Annotated in this window: 17 protein-coding genes, 1 pseudogene and 1 riboswitch; of the genes and pseudogenes, 1 reads left to right on the forward strand and 17 read right to left on the reverse strand. The window is 39.0% G+C overall.

Annotated features, from left to right (window positions below):
* Nucleotides 1–87: 87 nt before the first annotated feature.
* The 5 genes from BGM26_RS07065 to ku all read right to left on the reverse strand — a co-directional run bounded on the left by BGM26_RS07065 (nt 88) and on the right by ku (nt 6,403).
* On the reverse strand, nt 88–1,752 hold the full coding sequence (locus tag BGM26_RS07065; protein WP_217040688.1) for a glycerol-3-phosphate dehydrogenase/oxidase: 1,665 nt from the start codon (nt 1,750–1,752) through the stop codon (nt 88–90).
* 201 nt (nt 1,753–1,953) lie between these two features.
* Nucleotides 1,954–3,444, reverse strand: coding sequence for a glycerol kinase GlpK (gene glpK / locus BGM26_RS07070; protein ID WP_217039030.1), 1,491 nt, complete (start codon nt 3,442–3,444; stop codon nt 1,954–1,956).
* A gap of 155 nt (nt 3,445–3,599) precedes the next feature.
* Nucleotides 3,600–4,424 carry an MIP/aquaporin family protein gene (locus BGM26_RS07075; RefSeq protein ID WP_217039031.1) on the reverse strand — a complete coding sequence of 275 codons (825 nt, stop codon included), beginning with the start codon at nt 4,422–4,424 and terminating at the stop codon, nt 3,600–3,602.
* A 207-nt stretch (nt 4,425–4,631) separates the two neighbouring features.
* Nucleotides 4,632–5,180 carry a glycerol-3-phosphate responsive antiterminator gene (locus BGM26_RS07080; RefSeq protein ID WP_217039034.1) on the reverse strand — a complete coding sequence of 183 codons (549 nt, stop codon included), beginning with the start codon at nt 5,178–5,180 and terminating at the stop codon, nt 4,632–4,634.
* A 386-nt stretch (nt 5,181–5,566) separates the two neighbouring features.
* Nucleotides 5,567–6,403: a non-homologous end joining protein Ku gene (gene ku, locus BGM26_RS07085; RefSeq protein WP_217039036.1), complete on the reverse strand. Its 837-nt coding sequence runs from the start codon at nt 6,401–6,403 to the stop codon at nt 5,567–5,569.
* Between the two features lie 397 nt (nt 6,404–6,800).
* On the opposite strand from ku, the gene BGM26_RS07090 reads away from it, so the two are divergent.
* Complete coding sequence (locus tag BGM26_RS07090; protein WP_217039038.1) at nt 6,801–8,639, forward strand: DNA ligase D; 1,839 nt, start codon at nt 6,801–6,803, stop codon at nt 8,637–8,639.
* Between the two features lie 31 nt (nt 8,640–8,670).
* Here the strand turns inward: BGM26_RS07090 and BGM26_RS07095 are convergent, their stop codons facing one another.
* The 12 genes and pseudogenes from BGM26_RS07095 to BGM26_RS07145 all read right to left on the reverse strand — a co-directional run bounded on the left by BGM26_RS07095 (nt 8,671) and on the right by BGM26_RS07145 (nt 19,049).
* The gene (locus BGM26_RS07095; RefSeq protein WP_217039040.1) at nt 8,671–9,918 is read right to left on the reverse strand and encodes an EAL and HDOD domain-containing protein; all 1,248 of its coding nucleotides are present in this window, start codon (nt 9,916–9,918) and stop codon (nt 8,671–8,673) included.
* Between the two features lie 403 nt (nt 9,919–10,321).
* Nucleotides 10,322–10,792 (reverse strand): 6,7-dimethyl-8-ribityllumazine synthase, encoded by a 471-nt coding sequence (gene ribH / locus BGM26_RS07100; protein ID WP_217039042.1) that lies wholly within the window; start codon nt 10,790–10,792, stop codon nt 10,322–10,324.
* 253 nt (nt 10,793–11,045) lie between these two features.
* Nucleotides 11,046–12,236, reverse strand: coding sequence for a bifunctional 3,4-dihydroxy-2-butanone-4-phosphate synthase/GTP cyclohydrolase II (locus BGM26_RS07105; protein WP_217040689.1), 1,191 nt, complete (start codon nt 12,234–12,236; stop codon nt 11,046–11,048).
* 168 nt (nt 12,237–12,404) lie between these two features.
* A complete protein-coding gene (gene ribE / locus BGM26_RS07110; protein WP_217039044.1) occupies nt 12,405–13,055 on the reverse strand; it encodes a riboflavin synthase in 651 nt (216 codons plus the stop codon).
* Nucleotides 13,040–14,152: a bifunctional diaminohydroxyphosphoribosylaminopyrimidine deaminase/5-amino-6-(5-phosphoribosylamino)uracil reductase RibD gene (ribD, locus tag BGM26_RS07115; protein WP_217039046.1), complete on the reverse strand. Its 1,113-nt coding sequence runs from the start codon at nt 14,150–14,152 to the stop codon at nt 13,040–13,042. Before ribD ends, ribE begins: the two co-directional genes overlap by 16 nt.
* Before the next feature lie 132 nt (nt 14,153–14,284).
* Nucleotides 14,285–14,433: riboswitch (FMN riboswitch) on the reverse strand.
* A 173-nt stretch (nt 14,434–14,606) separates the two neighbouring features.
* Nucleotides 14,607–14,876 (reverse strand): hypothetical protein, encoded by a 270-nt coding sequence (locus tag BGM26_RS07120; RefSeq protein ID WP_217039048.1) that lies wholly within the window; start codon nt 14,874–14,876, stop codon nt 14,607–14,609.
* A 71-nt stretch (nt 14,877–14,947) separates the two neighbouring features.
* Nucleotides 14,948–15,388, reverse strand: a complete 441-nt coding sequence (locus BGM26_RS07125) for a hypothetical protein (protein WP_217039050.1) — start codon at nt 15,386–15,388, stop codon at nt 14,948–14,950.
* Nucleotides 15,389–15,579: 191 nt separating this feature from the next.
* Nucleotides 15,580–15,915 (reverse strand): hypothetical protein, encoded by a 336-nt coding sequence (locus tag BGM26_RS07130; RefSeq protein WP_217039052.1) that lies wholly within the window; start codon nt 15,913–15,915, stop codon nt 15,580–15,582.
* A gap of 357 nt (nt 15,916–16,272) precedes the next feature.
* Entirely contained in the window at nt 16,273–16,809 is a 537-nt protein-coding gene (locus BGM26_RS07135) for a toxin-antitoxin system YwqK family antitoxin (protein ID WP_217039054.1), read from the reverse strand.
* A gap of 490 nt (nt 16,810–17,299) precedes the next feature.
* The gene (locus BGM26_RS21430) at nt 17,300–18,052 is read right to left on the reverse strand and encodes an N-acetylmuramoyl-L-alanine amidase family protein (RefSeq protein ID WP_367949326.1); all 753 of its coding nucleotides are present in this window, start codon (nt 18,050–18,052) and stop codon (nt 17,300–17,302) included.
* A 39-nt stretch (nt 18,053–18,091) separates the two neighbouring features.
* Nucleotides 18,092–18,508, reverse strand: a pseudogene (locus BGM26_RS21435) (glycoside hydrolase family 73 protein); the annotation flags it as partial.
* 121 nt (nt 18,509–18,629) lie between these two features.
* Nucleotides 18,630–19,049, reverse strand: a complete 420-nt coding sequence (locus BGM26_RS07145; RefSeq protein WP_217039058.1) for a hypothetical protein — start codon at nt 19,047–19,049, stop codon at nt 18,630–18,632.
* Between the last annotated feature and the right edge of the window lie 292 nt (nt 19,050–19,341).

The following is a 19,341-nucleotide window of genomic DNA, read 5'->3' on the forward strand; positions in this document are numbered from 1 at the left end:
ATTGATGGTGGACCCAATATAATTAGAAGGAACCTTCTTTTTCTCATTAAAAGACAAACAAAAGAAAAACTCTCATAGTTAGAGAGTTTAGGATTGATCAAATGGGATCGATGCATCTTTTAATTCATTTTCCAATTCAAATTGGAATGTTAATTTCTTGTCTTGATCCCATTTAAAAAAATCAGCCATATAGTTGATCACCTGATTTTGATATTTCCTAACAGAATCAATATCGAACAGCAAGACACCTGTCCTGCGATGAAAGAAGTCTACCGGGGTTGCGGTCATTTCATGTTCTAAAGCATATTTCAGTTTAAGCCACAACTTCACTGGCATATTATAATTATCTGATTCATTTTCGCCAAACTTTTCAATCATATTGAATATTATCGAGACATTCGATCCATACATAGAAGCGAGATGTTGAGCATCTTCCTTTTTTAAGCCTAGCTCCTCCCCTTTTTGAGACTGCATCGCAACAAACTCCCTAAAATTACTTGAACCGCCCACATCCCCGCCGGATATTGGCAATTCCTTCGTCATACAACCTGGAAATTGTTGATTTTTTTCCTCTTTAAATTTTTCCGCAAGTAAATCAACAATCGTTTCAGCCATTTTCCGATATCCTGTTAATTTACCGCCGGCAATTGTAATCAGCCCCGATTGGGATTCCCATATTTCATCCTTACGAGAAATTTCTGAGGGATCTTTTCCCTCTTCCAAAATTAGCGGGCGGACGCCTGCCCAGCTGGATTCAATATCTTTTTCTGAAATTTTTACGTCAGGAAACATATAATTGATCGCATGAATAATGTAGCTTCTATCATCAGCAGTCATTTTGGGACTTACAGGATCTTCACCGTAAAATGTATCAGTTGTTCCTACATACGCTTTTCCATCTCTCGGAATGGCAAAAACCATTCTTTTATCAGGTGTATCAAAATAGACGGCCTGCTTTAATGGGAACCTCGTTTGATCTATGACTAGGTGAACGCCTTTCGTAAGCCGCAATGCCTTCCCTTTTTTAGAGCCATCCTTTTCGCGGATTGAATCCACCCAGGGGCCAGCCGCATTAACAATCTTTTCTGCCATGATTTCATATTTTTCTCCGGATAACTGATCGACAACGGAAACACCGCTCACCTTTTCATTTGTGTATAAAAGATTTTCAACCTTAGTGTAGTTAAGTGCGGTAGCACCCTCTCGTGCCCCTCTTTTCATTACTTCAATAGTTAATCGTGCATCATCCGTCCGGTATTCAACATAATAACCTCCACCTTTTAAACCATCTTTCTTAATAAGTGGCTCTCTATTAATCGTCTCTTGCACACTCAGCATTTTTCTCCTTTCAGATTTTTTAACTCCTGCTAAAAAATCGTACATACGAAGCCCGACAGAAGTGCTGAATTTCCCAAATGTTCCTCCCTCATGCATGGGTAGAAGCATAAATTCAGGGGTTGTTACATGCGGGCCGTTTTCATATACAATGGCGCGTTCTTTTCCTACCTCCGCCACCATTTTTACTTCAAACTGTTTTAAATAGCGGAGCCCGCCATGGACTAATTTTGTTGACCGGCTCGAAGTACCAGCGGCAAAATCCTGCATCTCGACTAAAGCTGTTTTCATCCCCCGTGTTGCAGCATCCAGAGCAATGCCAGCACCAGTAATCCCGCCGCCGATGACCAAAACATCAAATGTTTCCGATTTCAGTTTATTTGTGATTTCATTTCGAAATTGGTTGGAAAATTTCATCATTGTGTCCTCCTTTATTTGAAAGGGTAACTACTCTAAGTTATTCCCTTTAGTGACAGGGGGCAATAAAAAAAGACCACAAAATACATTATCGGGTTAACGATAATGATTTTGTGGTCTCTCCAGTTCTCCTGCCGAGCTATTAACTTAAATTCATTTTATCATATTCATTCTATTTTGGAAACGATATGATCAATCTTTTTATTTAAATGCCATTGCTGCATGAACTGCCTTTTTCCAGCCGTCATAAAGATGATTGCGGACAGCAGATTCCATACTTGGTTCAAATGATTGATCCATCGCCCATTGCGTCGCAATTTCTTCTATGCCATCCCAGTATCCTACAGCAAGCCCGGCAAGATAGGCAGCACCCAGTGCAGTCGTTTCATTTACTGTTGGTCTTTCTACAGGGACATTTAAGATATCACTTTGAAACTCCATTAGGAAATTATTCTTAACAGCTCCTCCATCAACACGCAGGGTTTTTAACTCGATGCCTGAATCTGCCTCCATTGCTGAAAGAACATCCTTCGTTTGGTAGGCAAGAGATTCTAATGTTGCCCGAATAAAATGCTCTTTTGAAGTACCTCTTGTTAAGCCAAAAACAGCGCCACGAACATCGCTGTCCCAGTACGGGGTTCCGAGCCCTACAAATGCAGGAACTACGTATACACCATCCGTCGAAACTACTTTTTTGGCATACCCCTCGCTGTCTCTTGCATCTTTCAACATTCTCATCCCATCACGAAGCCATTGAATAGCTGATCCTGCAACAAAGATACTCCCTTCAAGGGCATATTCCACTTTCCCGTTTAATCCCCACGCTATTGTGGTTAAAAGTCCATGATCGGAGCGAACAGCCTTTTCACCGGTATTCATTAACATAAAACAACCAGTTCCATAAGTGTTTTTCGCCATTCCTTTTTCAAAGCATGCCTGGCCGAATAGGGCCGCCTGCTGATCTCCAGCAACACCAGCAATCGGTATTTCTTTTCCAAAAAAGTGATAGTCAACCGTATGAGCATAAACTTCAGATGATGGTCTTACTTCCGGGAGCATGGATGCTGGAACATCTAAGATTTTGAGAATATCCTCATCCCATTTCAAGTCATAAATATTAAACATCAGAGTACGTGATGCATTGGAATAATCCGTCACATGCGCTTTCCCGCCAGATAGCTTCCAAATTAACCAAGTATCAATCGTTCCGAATAGCAATTTCCCTTGCTCAGCCTTTTCACGGGCACCTTCGACATGATCTAAAATCCACTTAACCTTTGTGCCTGAGAAATAAGCATCGATTAATAGACCTGTTTTTTCACGGAATAAATCATCGTATCCACTTTCTTTCAATTCATCACATATTTTACTAGTCTGTCTTGATTGCCATACGATCGCATTATATACGGGCTGTCCTGTTTCTTTATCCCACACGACAGTCGTTTCACGCTGATTCGTAATTCCAATTCCGGCTATCTGTTCAGGTTTTACGCCTGATTCAGAAAGAACACCAGCAATAACAGACAGAATGGAACCCCAGATTTCGTTCGCATTATGTTCAACCCAGCCCGGCTCTGGGAAATGCTGTGTAAATTCTTTTTGTGCTACATGGACGATTTCTCCTTTTTTATTAAAAAGAATTGCCCGTGAACTTGTTGTCCCCTGATCTAAAGATAAAATATATTTCTCCATTATTTCTCCCCCGATTCATTTTTTATTTTGGCTTTTTTCGCATATATTGTTGATTTTTGAGGAGTCAAGCACCCTCTGCTCCAATGAACTCAGATAATTAAATTTACACTTATAAAGCAACAAACTTTACGAATGCAGTATATATTTTTTCTATTTTAAGCGGCAGTATTTGATGTTTCCATAGGTCCAGGCTGCTTCTTTCCAAAAAGATGAGCGAGTAATAATACTACTATATTAACAACTAGTACAACCCATAACATATTTGTCACTTTCCCTGTAAACATGAGCTGATAGAATACAGTACCAAGTGATCCCCCCATAATCGGCCCAACTACCGGGATCCAAGCATAACCCCAATTTGATTTTCCTTTCCCTGGGATCGGCAAAAGAAAATGGGCGATCCTTGGACCAAGATCACGGGCAGGATTTATTGCATACCCTGTTGTTCCTCCGAGTGACATGCCGATTACAACAATCAACAATCCAACAGCGATCGGATTCAAGCCTTCAGAAAATTGGTTCACACCGATGAACAGTAAACCTAATACGAGAATAAAAGTGCCAAAGACTTCACTTAATAAATTTGAAAAAGTATGCGGAATGGCTGGACTTGTTGAAAAAACAGCCAACTTTGCCCCTTGATCCTCCGTCACTTTCCAATGCGGCAGATAATGTAGGAAAACAAGAACGCCCCCTAAAAATCCGCCGATTAATTGCGCAATAATATATTCCGGTACGTCTGCCCATAAAAAATCCCCGTTCAGTGCTAAACCAATGGTTACAGCAGGATTTAAATGCGCTCCACTGATGGAGCCAACAGCAAAGACCGCCATCGTTACAGCTAAACCCCATGCAATCGTGATCACAACCCAGCCGCCGCTAAACGAATATGTTTTCTTTAAGTTCGCCCCTGCTACAACACCTCCTCCAAATATGATCAGAATCATTGTCCCAATTACTTCCCCCATAAAAGCCGACATTTTTCAATCCCCTTTCAAATAATTTTTTTAGCTCTTTGGTGTATGTATCGAAAAAAAAAGGAGATCCACAACAGATTAAACCTTAATAAAAGGTTAAAACTGTGTGTATCTCCTAGTCTCCGACACAACTAATTAACTTGTTAAAATGAAGTATACAAGTATATGGAAACGCCGTCAATCATTTTTTTAATATTTTAAAAATTCTTTTCATTCTATGAATGTTTCCCACAATTCCATTTTCGATGTCGTAATCGCTGAAGCACCAGCCTTCAGAGCATTTTTCACTTCTTCCTCCGTACGGATTAAGCCCCCCGCAAAAATAGGGGTATTTAATCGCTCATACACTTCTTTGATCATCCAAGGCATGGCACCTGGCAAAACCTCTATGTAGTCCGGCTTTGTCTTTTCAATCAGCTTATAGCTTTTTTCAAGTGCATGGGAATCAATCAGAAATATTCTTTGGATCGCATAAACTCCTTTTTGCTTTGCTTTCAAGATGACACTTGATTTAGTTGATATTAATCCGTACGGTTTATATTCCTGACAAATAAATTCGGTGGCATAGTCGTCATTCTTAATTCCATGAATCATATCAACATGATAGATCATATTTTTATTTTCTTCTTTTGCCATCTGATATACATATTTTAATTGTGAAATATGCATGTCTAGAAAAACACCAATTTTATAAGGGCTTTTTAAAAAACGTTCAAACTCTTTCATATTTGAAGAAGCAGGCAAAATTTTTTGATCCATTTTTTCAACTCCAACTTTTGGTTATGCTTACTATCTTATGAATAAATGGAAATTTTCTCAATAGATTTTAACCATTTAGATAGAAAAGGCAGTTATGCTATTTAACCAAATGGAGGTCTAGTTGATTTCCGCTTCAGGAGCTCGCTTTCCGCAGGGCGGGCGATGAGCCTCCTCGGAGCCTTGCGCCTGTGGGGTCTCACCTGTCCCGCTACTCCCGCTGGACACTGAATCTACATCATTGAATCTGCCTACAAACGAAGGAAATACGATAGCATTTCCGAGGAGTCTCGGACCTTCCGCTCCAAACAACTACATATAATATCTACTTAAAAACAACAATCATTTAGAAAACAGCCTAGCCAAAAGGCTATATTAACCATTAATGATTAAGCTTCTTTTTTCTCTCTCGCCTTTGCAGGGGCACGTTTCTTTTTAGCTGCAGGTTTTTTCGGTTTTGTTTTATCAATGGACGCTTGAAGAGCTGCCATAAGGTCCGTTACATTGGAAACTGGTTCTTTTTCGACAGGTGTGACGATTTCTTTACCTGTACGTTTGGACTCAATAAGTTCCAGGAGCGCTGCCCGGTATTCATCTGTATATTTTTCAGGTTCGAAGTCTGATGTTAATTGATCAATTAAGAGAATGGCTGTGTCAATTTCTTTTTTCGTTACCTTATCTTCTGCAGGCACGTTTGGCACGTCGCCAGATTTACGAACCTCGTCCGGATAATGTATGGTTTCCATGACAAGGGTGTTCTCGAATACGCGAAGAACGGCAAGGTGTTCTTTTGAGCGAATGATTATTTTTGCGAGTCCGACTTTTTCGGAATCCTCTAATGCCTTTCGTAGTAATGAATAAGCTTTGCTGCCGCCATCGCCTGGTGACATATAATAGGTTCGATCATAGTAGATCGGATCGATTTGCTCCATTTTGACAAAATCGATAATTTCTACTGCCTTGTCTTCGTTTTCCTTTTTTAATTTTTCTAAATCCTCCTCATCAAGAACAACAAATTTGCCCTTTGTGTACTCATATGCTTTTACGATGTCTTCGGTTTTAATTTCAGAATCGCAAACAGGGCAAACTTTTTCATATTTAATCGGAGAATGGCACTCTTTATGAAGATTTCTAAGCTTAACATCCTTATCTTCTGTGGCCGCATGAAGCTTAATTGGGATATTAACGAGCCCGAAGCTAATGCTGCCTTTCCAAATGGTATGCATAGTGAAAACCCCAATCTTTTGTGTAGGCTCTATTCGCATATATTGTTGTTTTTAGTCTTGAAAGTTTGCCCGTTGATTTCCGCTGCGGACACTTGCTTTCCGCGGGGAGGGACGGGAGCCTCCTCGGCGTTACCGCCTGTGGGGTCTCCCGTTCCCTCTATTCACCGCTGGAGTCAAGTGTCCTCCGCTCCAATCAACTCAGATAATTGAATAAAGTCACACTTAAAAAGCAACAAAGTTTACGAAAACAGCCTTCGTTTTATTTATAATTTGCGTTAATCATGAAGTTACATTCATTAAACTTTTGGTAAATGAGTAGTTTGAATTGAATAGGGAAAATCTATAGTGGATATAAAAACAAGCCATTTTCGAATCGTTTTGGAAAGGATGTTTGACCATGAAACCAATGCTGCCGAGCCTTACTTTCAAAATTCCTGAAGGTGAAGACTGGCTCTATGAGGTCAAGTATGATGGGTTTAGAGCCATTTTGCATTGGGGTAAGGAAATTGCGTTAGAAAGCAGAAATGGCAAGCCATTATTAGATTTATTTCCGGAAATAAGAGCTTTCCTCGAAGCAAATAAACATATATTTGAACCCTTCCTTCCCTTTTCATTAGATGGGGAATTAGTCTTTTTGGAAAATGCCTATAAGGCGCACTTTGGCAGGATTCAAGTCAGAGGCAGAATGCGATCTGAAAGGCGGATTGCTGAAAAAGCAGCATCGTCTCCATGCCACCTTCTGTTATTTGACGCACTTATCCTGAAAGGAAGGAATTTAGTTACCAATGACTATCTTTCAAGGAAATTGGAATTATCCGCTTTTTTCAAGCAATGTGGGCTCCCTCTCCAACCGGACGAAAAGAACAACCAGCTTGTTCAATTTCTACCTTACTTCAATGACTTTCAATCCATTTGGGAAAAGGTTGTTCTTTATGACGGGGAAGGCATTGTCGCAAAGCAGGAAAAAAACAAATGGGAGGAGGGAAAAAGAACCTCTTTGTGGCTGAAGTATAAAAATTGGAAATATGTTTCCTGTTTCATCACGGCATATGAGAAATCAAATGGCTACTTTTATGCCGGGGTTTATGAAGACGAGAAAATCTATTCCATCGGGCAATTTATTTTCGGTTTAAAGCCCGATGAAAAAAAAGCCCTTTTTCAAACGATGAAGGACAATAAAACTGATGAGGATCGCCAATTTATTTATGTGGAACCAGCGATTTGTGTCGAATTGAAATATTTAGAAATATACGAGGAGCAAATGCGAGAGCCACACTTTCACCAATTCAGGTTCGACTTAAAGCCGGAATCCTGCACAATGGATCAATTCATTCAGCAGCAAAAAAACCTTCCGCCTGATATTGAAATTACCCATCCTGATAAACCTTTATGGAAAGTGCCGTCTGTTCAAAAAATGGAATTCATCTATTATCTAAGGGAAATTTCCCCTTATATGCTTCCATTTCTCAAGGATCGGTTGTTAACCGTTATCCGCTATCCTCATGGCATTTTCGGCGAGCCTTTTTACCAGAAAAATTGCCCGGAATACGCTCCAGATTTCGTGAAAACAAAAATGGCAGAGGGAATTAATTATATTGTTTGCAATGAATTAAAAACATTGCTTTGGCTTGGTAACCAGCTCGCATTTGAATACCATATCCCATTTCAAACAATGAACAGCGATGGTCCAAGTGAAATTGTCTTTGATCTTGATCCGCCTTCAAGGGATGCCCTCCCGCTTGCGATTAAGGCTGCATTGCTCATTAAAGAGGTGCTCGACCATTTGGAATTAGTAAGCTTCATTAAAACATCCGGAAATAAAGGGCTGCAAATTTATATCCCGTTACCGGAAAACACATATTCTTATGAGGATACAAGACTGTTTACGTCCTTTATTGCTGAGTATCTTGTTTCAAGGGACCCTGATTCTTTTACAATCGAACGAATGAAAAAAAACAGGGGTACGCGCCTATATGTCGATTACATTCAACATGCAGAAGGAAAAACGATCATTGCGCCCTATTCAGCAAGAGGAACGAAAGAGGCTACGGTTGCGGCGCCTTTATACTGGGAAGAAGTAAATGAAAAATTAACGATGGATTTATTTCAAATCCCCAGTCTTTTCAAACGGATTAAAAGTATTGGCGATCCATTTCAGACATTTTTCGAGGTAAAAGAAAAACAAAAATTCACTCCAGTATTGGATTTTTTGAAAACGAAAAACCAAACGAAATAACCTGCCATCTTTCTATCGGGCAGGTTATTTCTTACTTATTCATCTCTTCTGCTAAAACAAGATCATTCGACCAATTTAACGATTCCGCATACATTTTAAATAAATCCTTTTCATCGATATTTAAATCATTGCATTTTTCACTAATGATACTCCATTGTGCCTTTTCAACAGCGATTGCAAGATCAAGGATATCTTTTAGCGAATTCTCTTTACCCGCTAAAGCCTCACAGATTTCCTCCTGAAGCGGTAGGTCCTTTAAGATTTCGTCCATCGGAATACTTAAAATCGAGTCGATCATCGAAAGCATTCCAGTCATAAAATAGCTGGAAGATGGGGCTCTTTTAACAATCATTCTTCCAATTTCTTCGCATACTTTTGCTCTAGTTAAGGAGATTCTGATTGTTTCCTCCGTTATAGACTTTTTCTCTATCGTTGATTCCCTGACTGCCAATACATATATCCATTTCTGGAGTTCAATTAGTCCGAGAAGGATGATTGCTTGTCTAATGGAATGGATTTTCTGTTTCGGCCTAAATCCAGGAGAATTGATTAATTTTAATAACTTATAAGATAGAGAGATATCTCTTTCGATTAACTCAGTAATTCGGTCGATACTCGGTTCCGTCATCGAAAGATTTTGAATCATTTCATAATAAGAATGGAAATAGGTCGGCACATCATAGGTTGATAAAATAACCGGCTTTGAAAAGAAGTAGCCTTGAAAATAGTCATAGCCTCTTCTTTTAGCATCTTCGAAAACTTCCCTTGTTTCTACTTTTTCAGCAACCATTTTTAAATTCAACGTTTTGACAATGGTTTCTATTCTTTCTCTCATCTCCAATGGAGTGACCAAAAAATCAACTTTCACAATATCTGCATACTTTAATAGCTCATAAGAAAAAGGATTTTGATCATTAAAGACAAAGTCATCAAGAGCGATTTGGTACCCTAATGACTTTAACTCTTTGCATATCGAAATCAACTCTTGGCTTGGCTCAACCGATTCGAGGATTTCTACAACGATTTCGCGTGGCCTGAAATAAGTTGGCAGTCTAAGCTCAAGCAAATTTCCCGTAAAATTGATAAAGCAAGGTTTCCCATTTGACAGTCGATCAATTCCGATATTTAAAAAGCTATTTATGATAACATCCGCAGTCGCCTGATCCCCGTTCAGATTAGGAAACGCATTTACCTCTTCACTGCTCCGATAAAGGAGCTCATAGGCAAAAACTTCTTCGTTAGCATTAAAAATCGGCTGCCTGGCAACAAAAACTTCCATCCCTTTACCTCCGAAAATTTACATACAATTATATACATCCTTTTCATTATAAACAAAGATCACGTTGAGTTTTGTCGGAATTTGTAGAAATTAGAGATTTGTTTTTATTTTCTAATAAAATACTTATAAACCTTATCTTTGGAAGCGCTCTCAAAGTATAGTTGTCAAAGATTTTTTGAAGTAAAGGACGTAGGGTTAAACAAATATAGAAAAACTTTGGCATAAAAATCACCAAAGTTTTTTGGATCATAAGATATTAAAAAAGCAGATTTCACAAAGAAATCCCGGTTTTTAGTATTATGGGCATGTATCCGCCACCTAGACTTCCTCTATTTCGTTAAGTCTGAGGTGGGGAACACACTGCCGGTAAACACAAGAAAAATAACGACATTCATTAAAAAATTTATTTAGATAATTGGCGATAGAGATTAGCCATTTCAATTGCTCCAACAGCTGTATCCCAGCCTTTGTTTCCGGCTTTCGTTCCAGCGCGTTCAATTGCCTGCTCAATCGTATCCGTAGTCAGGACACCGAAAATAACTGGAATTCCGCTTTGCATCCCTGTTGCAGAAACCCCTTTTGCTACTTCGTTGCACACATAGTCAAAATGAGGAGTGGACCCGCGAATAACTGTTCCAAGCGTAAGAATGGCATCAAACCCGCCCAATTGTGCGAGTTTTTGGGCAGTTAATGGAATTTCAAACGCACCCGGCACCCAAACAACTGTCACATCTTCATCCTTTACGCCATGTCTTTTCAGCGCATCTTCTGCTCCACTTAATAGTTTTCCAGTAATAAATTCATTAAAACGGGAAACAACAATCCCAATTTTCAATCCTGTTCCGACTAAATGACCTTCAATCACTTTTTTCATTTTTCTTCACTCCTGTTATTTTTTGGTTTTTTTCGCAAATATTGTGGATTTAAACCATCAAAGTTTGCCCGTTGATTTCCGCTGTGGGCACTTGCTTTCCGCGGGGAGAGACGGGAGCCTCCTCGGCGTTACCGCCTGCGGGGTCTCCCGCTTCCCTCTATTTCCCGCCGGAGTCAAGTGCCCTCCGCTCCAATCAACTCAAATAGTTAAATTAAAATTGCACTAATAAAACAACAAACTTTACAAAACAACCTTATTTTAGTAAATGGCCTAGCTTTGCTTTTTTCGTTTGTAAGTATGCTACGTTTTCATCTTTGGCAGGCATTTGTAATGGCACACGCTCTGTTACTTCGAGCCCATACCCGCCTAATCCAGCGATCTTTCGCGGATTATTCGTCAACAGCCGCATTTTTTTCACACCTAAGTTTCGTAAAATTTGGGCGCCCACTCCGTAATCACGCAAATCATCCCCGAAGCCTAGTTTATGATTGGCTTCGACCGTGTCATACCCTTCTTCCTGAAGCTTGTATGCCTTTAATTTATTTATAAGTCCAATCCCTCTGCCTTCCTGCCTCATATAAAGAAGAATCCCTTTGCCCTCTTTTTCAATTTGAGCAAGGGCGGCTTCTAGCTGTGGACCACAGTCACAACGGTTGGAGCCGAAAACATCGCCTGTTAAACATTCAGAATGGACTCTCAGTAAAACAGGCTCATCCTCTGATATTTCACCTTTTACGAGGGCAATATGTTCTTTTCCGTCAAGAGCATTCGTATAACCAACAGCCTTAAATAAGCCAAATTCGGTAGGAAGCTGGATTTCTGCTTCTCTCTTTACGAGTGAATCATTTTTTAGACGGTATTCGATTAATTGCTGGATTGTAATCATTTTCAAGTCAAAGTTTTTCGCAACCTTTTTGAGGTCATCCACTCTTGCCATTGTGCCGTCATCCTTCATGATTTCACAAATAATCCCAGCAGGCTTCGCTCCCGCAAGGCGTGCAAGATCGACCGCTGCTTCGGTATGGCCTGCCCTTCTTAATACACCGCCTTCCTTAGCGATTAATGGGAAGATATGACCAGGGCGAGAAAATTCCGACGGTTTCGCATTCTCATCCAGCATTTTTTCGATTGTAAAGGCACGCTCATAGGCACTAATTCCAGTCGACGTTTCTTTATGATCGATTGACACAGTAAATGCTGTGCCATGGCTATCTGTGTTCGTTTCCACCATCGGGATCAGTTCTAGCTTTTCAGCTAATGCTTCTGATATCGGCGTACAAATTAAACCTCTACCCTCTTTCGCCATAAAATTAATCGTTTCCGGTGTCACGAATTCGGCGACGGACAGAAAATCCCCTTCATTTTCCCGATCTTCATCATCACAAACAATGATGACTTTACCTGCCTTTAAATCCTCGATCGCTGCTTTTATTTCACTGAACATCATATGTTACCCTCCTCTTGCTGCATTATTGTGGAAAATGGCGGATCGCCGCTAATTTGACCAAGCTCATATAATAAAATAATCTCTATTATTCTAGCTTTGCCCGCACCGTCTAATTCTGCATAAATTGATTCATTTTCCATATGGACTACTGTCGGATTAAAATGGCTAAAACCCGTGTTCTTTCAGGAAATTTTCAGAAATTCCGTTGTTCTGCGAAACTTCTTTTTGCTCTTTATTCATAAAGGAGTACAAATATTTAGCGAGCATATCAAACTCAATATTGACTTGATCGCCAATAGATTTTAATCCTAGTACCGTTTCCTTTGCTGTATGCGGAATAACCGAGACCGTAACAGAATGATCCGTCACACCGAAGATCGTTAATGATGTTCCATCGATCGCGATTGAGCCTTTCATCAGCAAGAGATGACTTAATGAAGCCGGCACAGAAATTTCAATATAAATCGCATTTTCACTTGCCGTCTTTTTGATGATTTGTCCAGTTCCATCCACATGCCCAGTTACAAAATGCCCGCCGAACCGGCCGTTCGCAGCCATTGCCCTTTCAAGATTTACCTTTGTTTGTTCCTTTACTGATGAAAGTGATGTACTTTTAAACGTTTCCGGCATCACATCGGCCGAAAATTCATCGCTATGAAAATCCGTTACCGTTAAACAGACGCCATTGACTGAAATGCTGTCGCCTAGCTGAATATCTTTTAAGATCTTTGAGGCTTTTATCGACAATTTGATTGTGTTGCCATGCTGAACAGCCCTTTTAACGGCACCAAGCTCTTCTATTATTCCGGTGAACATACGAATTTGTCCTCCTTTCGGGGCTTGGCAATGATTTTTAAATCACAGCCAATCGGCTCTACTGATTCAAATTTAAGCTTTTTCGCATTCCCGACAAGTTCTATGCCTTGCCCACCTATTAAAGGAATAGCGTTTTTCCCGCCAATGATTTTCGGTGCAATATATAAAACGATTTGCTGGAAAGCTTCATTTTCAATAAAGGAGGAATGGATTTCCGAACCCCCTTCTACCAATACAGATATCATGTTTCTTTTTCCAAGCTCTTTTAAAACATCTGGAATAAGTACGGATTGCTGCGGGAAGGAAAATACTTCAACACCGAATTGTTGAATGGATTCTGATTTTCGTGTGTCTACTTCACTTCCTGTAAAAATAATCGTTTGTACGGCTCGATCTTGGATCACGTTGGATTCAAGTGGGATCCGTAAATGTGTATCTAACACAATTCGAATGGGATTTTTTCCACCTCGGGGCAGTCTGGTGGTTAAGTGTGGGTTATCATGAATGATTGTATTCACGCCTGTAAGGATTGCGTCATGTTCATGCCTTAATTGGTGAACATCTAATCTGGATTCTGGAGAGGTAATCCATTTGCTGTCACCCGTTTTTGCTGCTGTTTTTCCATCTAAAGAAGCAGCCGCCTTAATCGTTACGTAAGGGGTTTTCGTTTGAATAAAATGATAAAATGATTCATTCATTGCATTGGCATCTGCCTCACCTACGCCGATTTCGACTTCGATCCCAGCCTTTTTAAGCTTAGCAATTCCATTCCCAGCAACGAGCGGATTCGGATCAAGTGCGGCAACAACGACCCTTTTGATCCCTGACCTGATGATCAGATCAGCACAGGGCGGAGTTTTGCCGTAATGGCTGCAAGGCTCAAGGGTAACATAAATGTCGGCTCCCTTTGCTTGTTCGCCGGCTGCGTTAATGGCGTGTACTTCCGCATGAGGAGTTCCAGCTTTAAGGTGTGCTCCCATCCCAAGCACCTCGCCATTCTTGACAACAACAGCGCCAACTTTCGGATTCGGGCTTGCCTGCCCACTTGTCGCTTGGGCCATTGTTAGTGCCAATTTCATATAATCGTAATCCTGCATTTTTTTCGTTCGATGGCTCCTTTCATCTAGAAATTCTCCAGTTTAAAAATAAAGCCCCGCACAATTATGTACGGGGCAAAAACGCATAACAAAATAAGCGTAAATCATGAACTTTTTTTACGCAATCTTGAATCATTCCTTCTCCCATCCAGACTTTAACTGTCGGCTTTGGAGTTTCACCAAATCCACCGCTTTCAACGAATTGAAATCGGGTCACGGACTAAGAGGGCCAATCCCTCATCACCGCCGGTTGGGAATTTCACCCTGCCCCGAAGGAATATTTATTCGATTGTGATCTTATTATCAAGGACATATGCCGGTTGTGTCAAGCTTTCTTAATTTTGAATCTGATCCAGTTTGATGAAAAATGATGGTTATTGACCAAGTCCGTCAACAATTCGTCAACTCCTTTGACAAAGCCCCGAACTTACGACCGTGGATACTAACAACATTCTCACACTGCATTTCCAGCCTGTTTTAAGACATTTAATATCAATGGAGAGACTTGGATCAGAACGTATCCCAACTCTTTTTTAGAGGCAGCTATCCCAAACCAGTCAAAACTAATTGCCAAGACTAGTGCCAAGGCGAACCAAACATGAAGATCACCACCGTAAATATTGCTCAAGGTTATGCCAGCTGCACTACTTGCAAGTGACGCCACACCATTTCTCTTACTTAACAGATTACTAATATCGAATATAGATAGATTAATTTCATCCATTTCCCTCCAAATAAAAAAGCCAACATTAATTATGTTGACAACAGTAATTTCTTATAAACAAAAACTAAACATCAAGAAAGCAGGGCAATTGCACATGCAATAATAATCAGTAACGATATTATTTGTAATACATTATGTTGAGCGTCTGGGATGATATGGTCCTTTATTGGAGGTAATATTTTAATTGTGTTTTTAAAATGCGTTTCATATAGCGTCCTTGGAAATTGCTTTAAATGCTTACCTGTTAAATAAGGCATCCACCAAGTTAAAAGCTGCATAAGCAAAAAGACAAACCAAAAGAGCACAGAAATCAACATTAGCCATTTTATCTTCGTAATAAACAATGCCCAACTCAGAATGATTACAATACCATTGGCAGTAGCTTCAATGATTTTTTCTCGATTAGAATATTTCGATAAATCATTCCACGGATAAAGATTAATAAGGGTGGTTATTTCAAAATATAAAAATAGTAAAATTTGAAGGCCAACCGCTAATTTAAAAGAATCCATTCATTATGCTCCTCCCATTAAACTCCCCTATCTCCTTAAAATTATATACATTTTTATAATTTTATTTACAATTAAACTCCATAAATTTCCTCCTCTTATAAAATTATAAATTTACTTTGTAATATGTTCCAAAATAAAACATAAAAAAGAACGCTCACACGAGCGTTAAAAAAGCACCTCGCGTGAGATGCTTATAGATATTCTTTTAATTTTTCGACATCAGAAACATGTATAAAAGGCAAGGATAATTCGTGCGCATTTACACCAGGAGTAATGACTCTGGAATAAAGCAAATCGTATATGCACTCATTAATCAAGAGGGCATCTTCGTCCGAGACTATCTTATCATAGGCTGAAGTACCACCATATTTTCTGTCGGTTACTCTGCCTATTATGCCTTCTTCTCTTAATTCATTATAAATAACATAACGCATTGCGTTTGTGTCTGTTTTCGGATTCTTCATGAGATATTTAGCAATATCTCTCATCACCTTTTCCTTTTCTAAAACCGGCATTGCTTTATCCAAGGTTTATCCCCTCCTCCCAACATCAACATTCGACAAATGGAGGGAAATTCCTGCATAAAAAATATATCTCATTGGGTGTTATTGTGCTCATATTTATTACAACTTAAAAAACGTAGAAATGTGCCATTACAAGTAAAAAATTTATGCCAACTTTAATTGCCATATCAACACATCCTATTTAAGAATATATTGCATTATTACAATTTAAAGTTAACATAATTTTATTAATTCTTTGCTAATCGATTGTAAACATATAGTAAACTTCCCTATTTAAGCATAAAAAAGAACGTGCTGCACATCATGATTCTGTTATGAAATTAAAGAGCCAACAAAACTGTTGGCTCTCTTAAACTGAACCTAATAATCCTTTTCTCCACCTGTGCCTTCTCTAATAAACAAAAGCATTTCTCCTTGCTCCGTGGAGAGTAAGAACTGGTTTTTATTATTAAAGCTTATGTTACCACCTGTTAAAGCAGATTGACCTTTAACACTTAGAGTTAAAGTAGCTTCACTAGTTTCTTTGTTATAATCCTCAAATTCATAATCACCTTTGAATTTTTTGTCATCAGTCGCTTGAAAACTACCATCTTCTTTAAATGTAAGTCCATATACTTCACTGCTATTATTTAGAACGTCTTGCGCAACCCACGATCCGATAATCGAAATCGGTGGGTAGGCTAAATACTTCGAAAATATCCCATTTTTTTCAAAGACATTTCCTTCTAATCGCTCTCCATTTTCGAAGTAACCTTCAAACATTACATTACCATTATCCCAAAATTCTTTCCCATAACCATTTATGTCTAATTCATCATTTTTAAAATTACCCTCATAAATCGGAATCCCTTCTCGATCATAAGCGATGCCCCTTCCATGAGCCATTCCATCAATCATTTCACCCTCATAAGCTATTGTATCTGTATCGGTGTAGTACTGTTTCCCAGTTTCTACATTGCTACACCCTATTATAATTACTGATAGAAGGAGAAAAGGAATCTATTTCCCATATTGCAAGTCCATCACCCTTGTTTAGATATTATATTTCTATCATTTCAAATACTACCAATATTATACAAACATTAGTAATAAATCAAGTTACCAAACAAGAGTTTATTTCTAATATCGACCCTCAAGACAAAATAAAAAAGCCTACTCAGTGTACGCTTTACTTCCTTACCTCTCCGCTAATCTGAGATAATTCTTGTTTAATTTTTTGTATTAATGTCGGTCTGCTATTGCCAAACGTCATTTCTATTAATTGTTTACCAGGCTCATTGACTTAAAAAGAAAATCATCATCCTTAAAACTTTTTGAATTTAAAAGCCCCTCTCAAAGAAGGGCTTTTTGGGATAAAATCATACTGATTTTTATTACCGAAATGAGATTACTTATACTCCATTGGCTTTATGACATTTTTATAAAAACGATACATAATCAAAAACAATTGACCACGTGTTAAAGGTTCGTTTCGCCTATCATTGGTGATTACATTTTTCTGTTTCAGAAAGTCGATAGCATCGATCATTTCCTGCTCATTTGCTATCTGCTCCGGTGTTTTTGGATCCACTTTCTTCCCTCCTTCTTCTCCCGCAACTGTTTTCTTTTTTAACCCGAACGCTTTCTCTAAACCGTTAACATGGCCACGAGCAATCCTGTCTATGAAATCAGCTTTTTTTAATTTTGCTGCGTCACCTGCATTGTCAATAAAACCGTTTTCTGTTAATAATGCAGGCATTTTTGATTCGCGTAAAACATGGAAATTACTTTGTTTTTCCCCACGATCATGGAAATCAACTTGTTTCACTACCTCTTCATGGATGATGTTCTGGTTGGCCACAGTTACACCTCCAGAACCTGGGTAAATATGATCTTCATAGCCAAAACCGCCAGGAGTAGCATTAATGTGAACTGATAAGAAGAAATCAGCTCCCCAAGTATTAGCCATCTCTGTACGCTGATTCAGTGATACAGTCTCATCTGTCTCTCTGCTTAATTTCACTTGGGCATTTTCAAAATCCGTGAGCATATCACGAATTCGCTTACATATTTGCAATGTTAAATTTTTTTCTTGCAGCCCATTGCCAACCGCACCTGAATCTGTACCGCCATGTCCGGGATCAATAAATAGTTTTACCACTTTCAATCTCTCCTTGTCATATTCATAAAGCTGATACTTCTCAATTACAGCAATTAATTTCTGCGGATAGTTTGGGTCTGTCGCGTATCCTGTTTGCCAAATAATACGGCAAGCAACTTTATAATCAGTGACGCCCCATAAGGGTTTGTACCTGTCAGTTTTAAGGAACATGCTGGTCCGATAGTGAAAGCACTCTTCCAAACTCTCAAAATTGCAGAAATTTGCTTCTTTTTCAATCCATTTACTATTCTCGAATTCTTTCGTTTTCTTCTTGTAAATACCTCCTTTCCATGTTGGGTTCGCTTTAATTCCAAACAGATTATTCGCTTTTACTGCTAACTCCGATTCCCCTGAATCACTTTCCAAAATGGCTTGTGCGATCGTGAGGGACGCTAAAATCCCCTCTTGCTTCATATACTTAATTGCCAGTGGAGCAATACTTTCGATATAGCTCATTTTTTGTCACCTCCTGTTTTATTCTATGAGAATTTTTAACGAATGCTTGTACCGATACAATTTTTATTTGCTTTGGCTGTTTGCCAATAAAAAGAGGACTGAATTATCAGCCCTCACACATCTATTTATATAACTCTTTGTAAGCAATTACTTTTAATGCCATTATTTCTTCTTCTGTTAATTTACCCTGCATTTCTTGAAGAACCTTTTCTTTAGAAATAGACCCATTCTGTACTTGTACCCTAATATCATTAAATTCAGTAATCCCGACTTTTTGAATTAATACTTTTGTTGCCTCTTCTTTAGTAGTAAACGGTAACTTGCTACTGTCTGCTGTTTCAGCCTCTTCTATAAATGATTTTAGTTCAGGATCGCTTTCAATCGTTTTCTTTATTTCGTCCAACTCTCCACTTTTTTCTAATTCTGAGGAAATAGTCTCCACTAACTTATCGGAAGCAATCTTAGTACCAAAGTGATAAACGCCAAAACCAATCACACCAAGCAATATTACAGATAAAACTAAAAATTTGATGATTCTCATCTTCTCACTCTCCTTCATTCTCAGGTTAAATGATACTATAAATTGAATGCGAAGATGATATTATTGTAATCTTGCATTTTCTAAACCCACCGCTAATTCGAGAAAGCTCTGATTGATTTTCTGACTTGATAGAGGACTCAGGTAGCCCTCAAGACATAAAAAAGCCAACTTATGATTTGAGAGTTATATTTAGGCTGTTTTCTTAAAGTTTGTTGCTTTTATAATCTGAATTGATTGGAGCGGAGGGCACTTGACTCCTGCGGGAATAGAGGGAAGCGGGAGACCCCGCAGG

Origin of the sequence: Bacillus sp. FJAT-29790 (genome assembly GCF_019039215.1) — a bacterium.
Taxonomy (GTDB): Bacteria; Bacillota; Bacilli; order Bacillales; family Cytobacillaceae; genus Cytobacillus.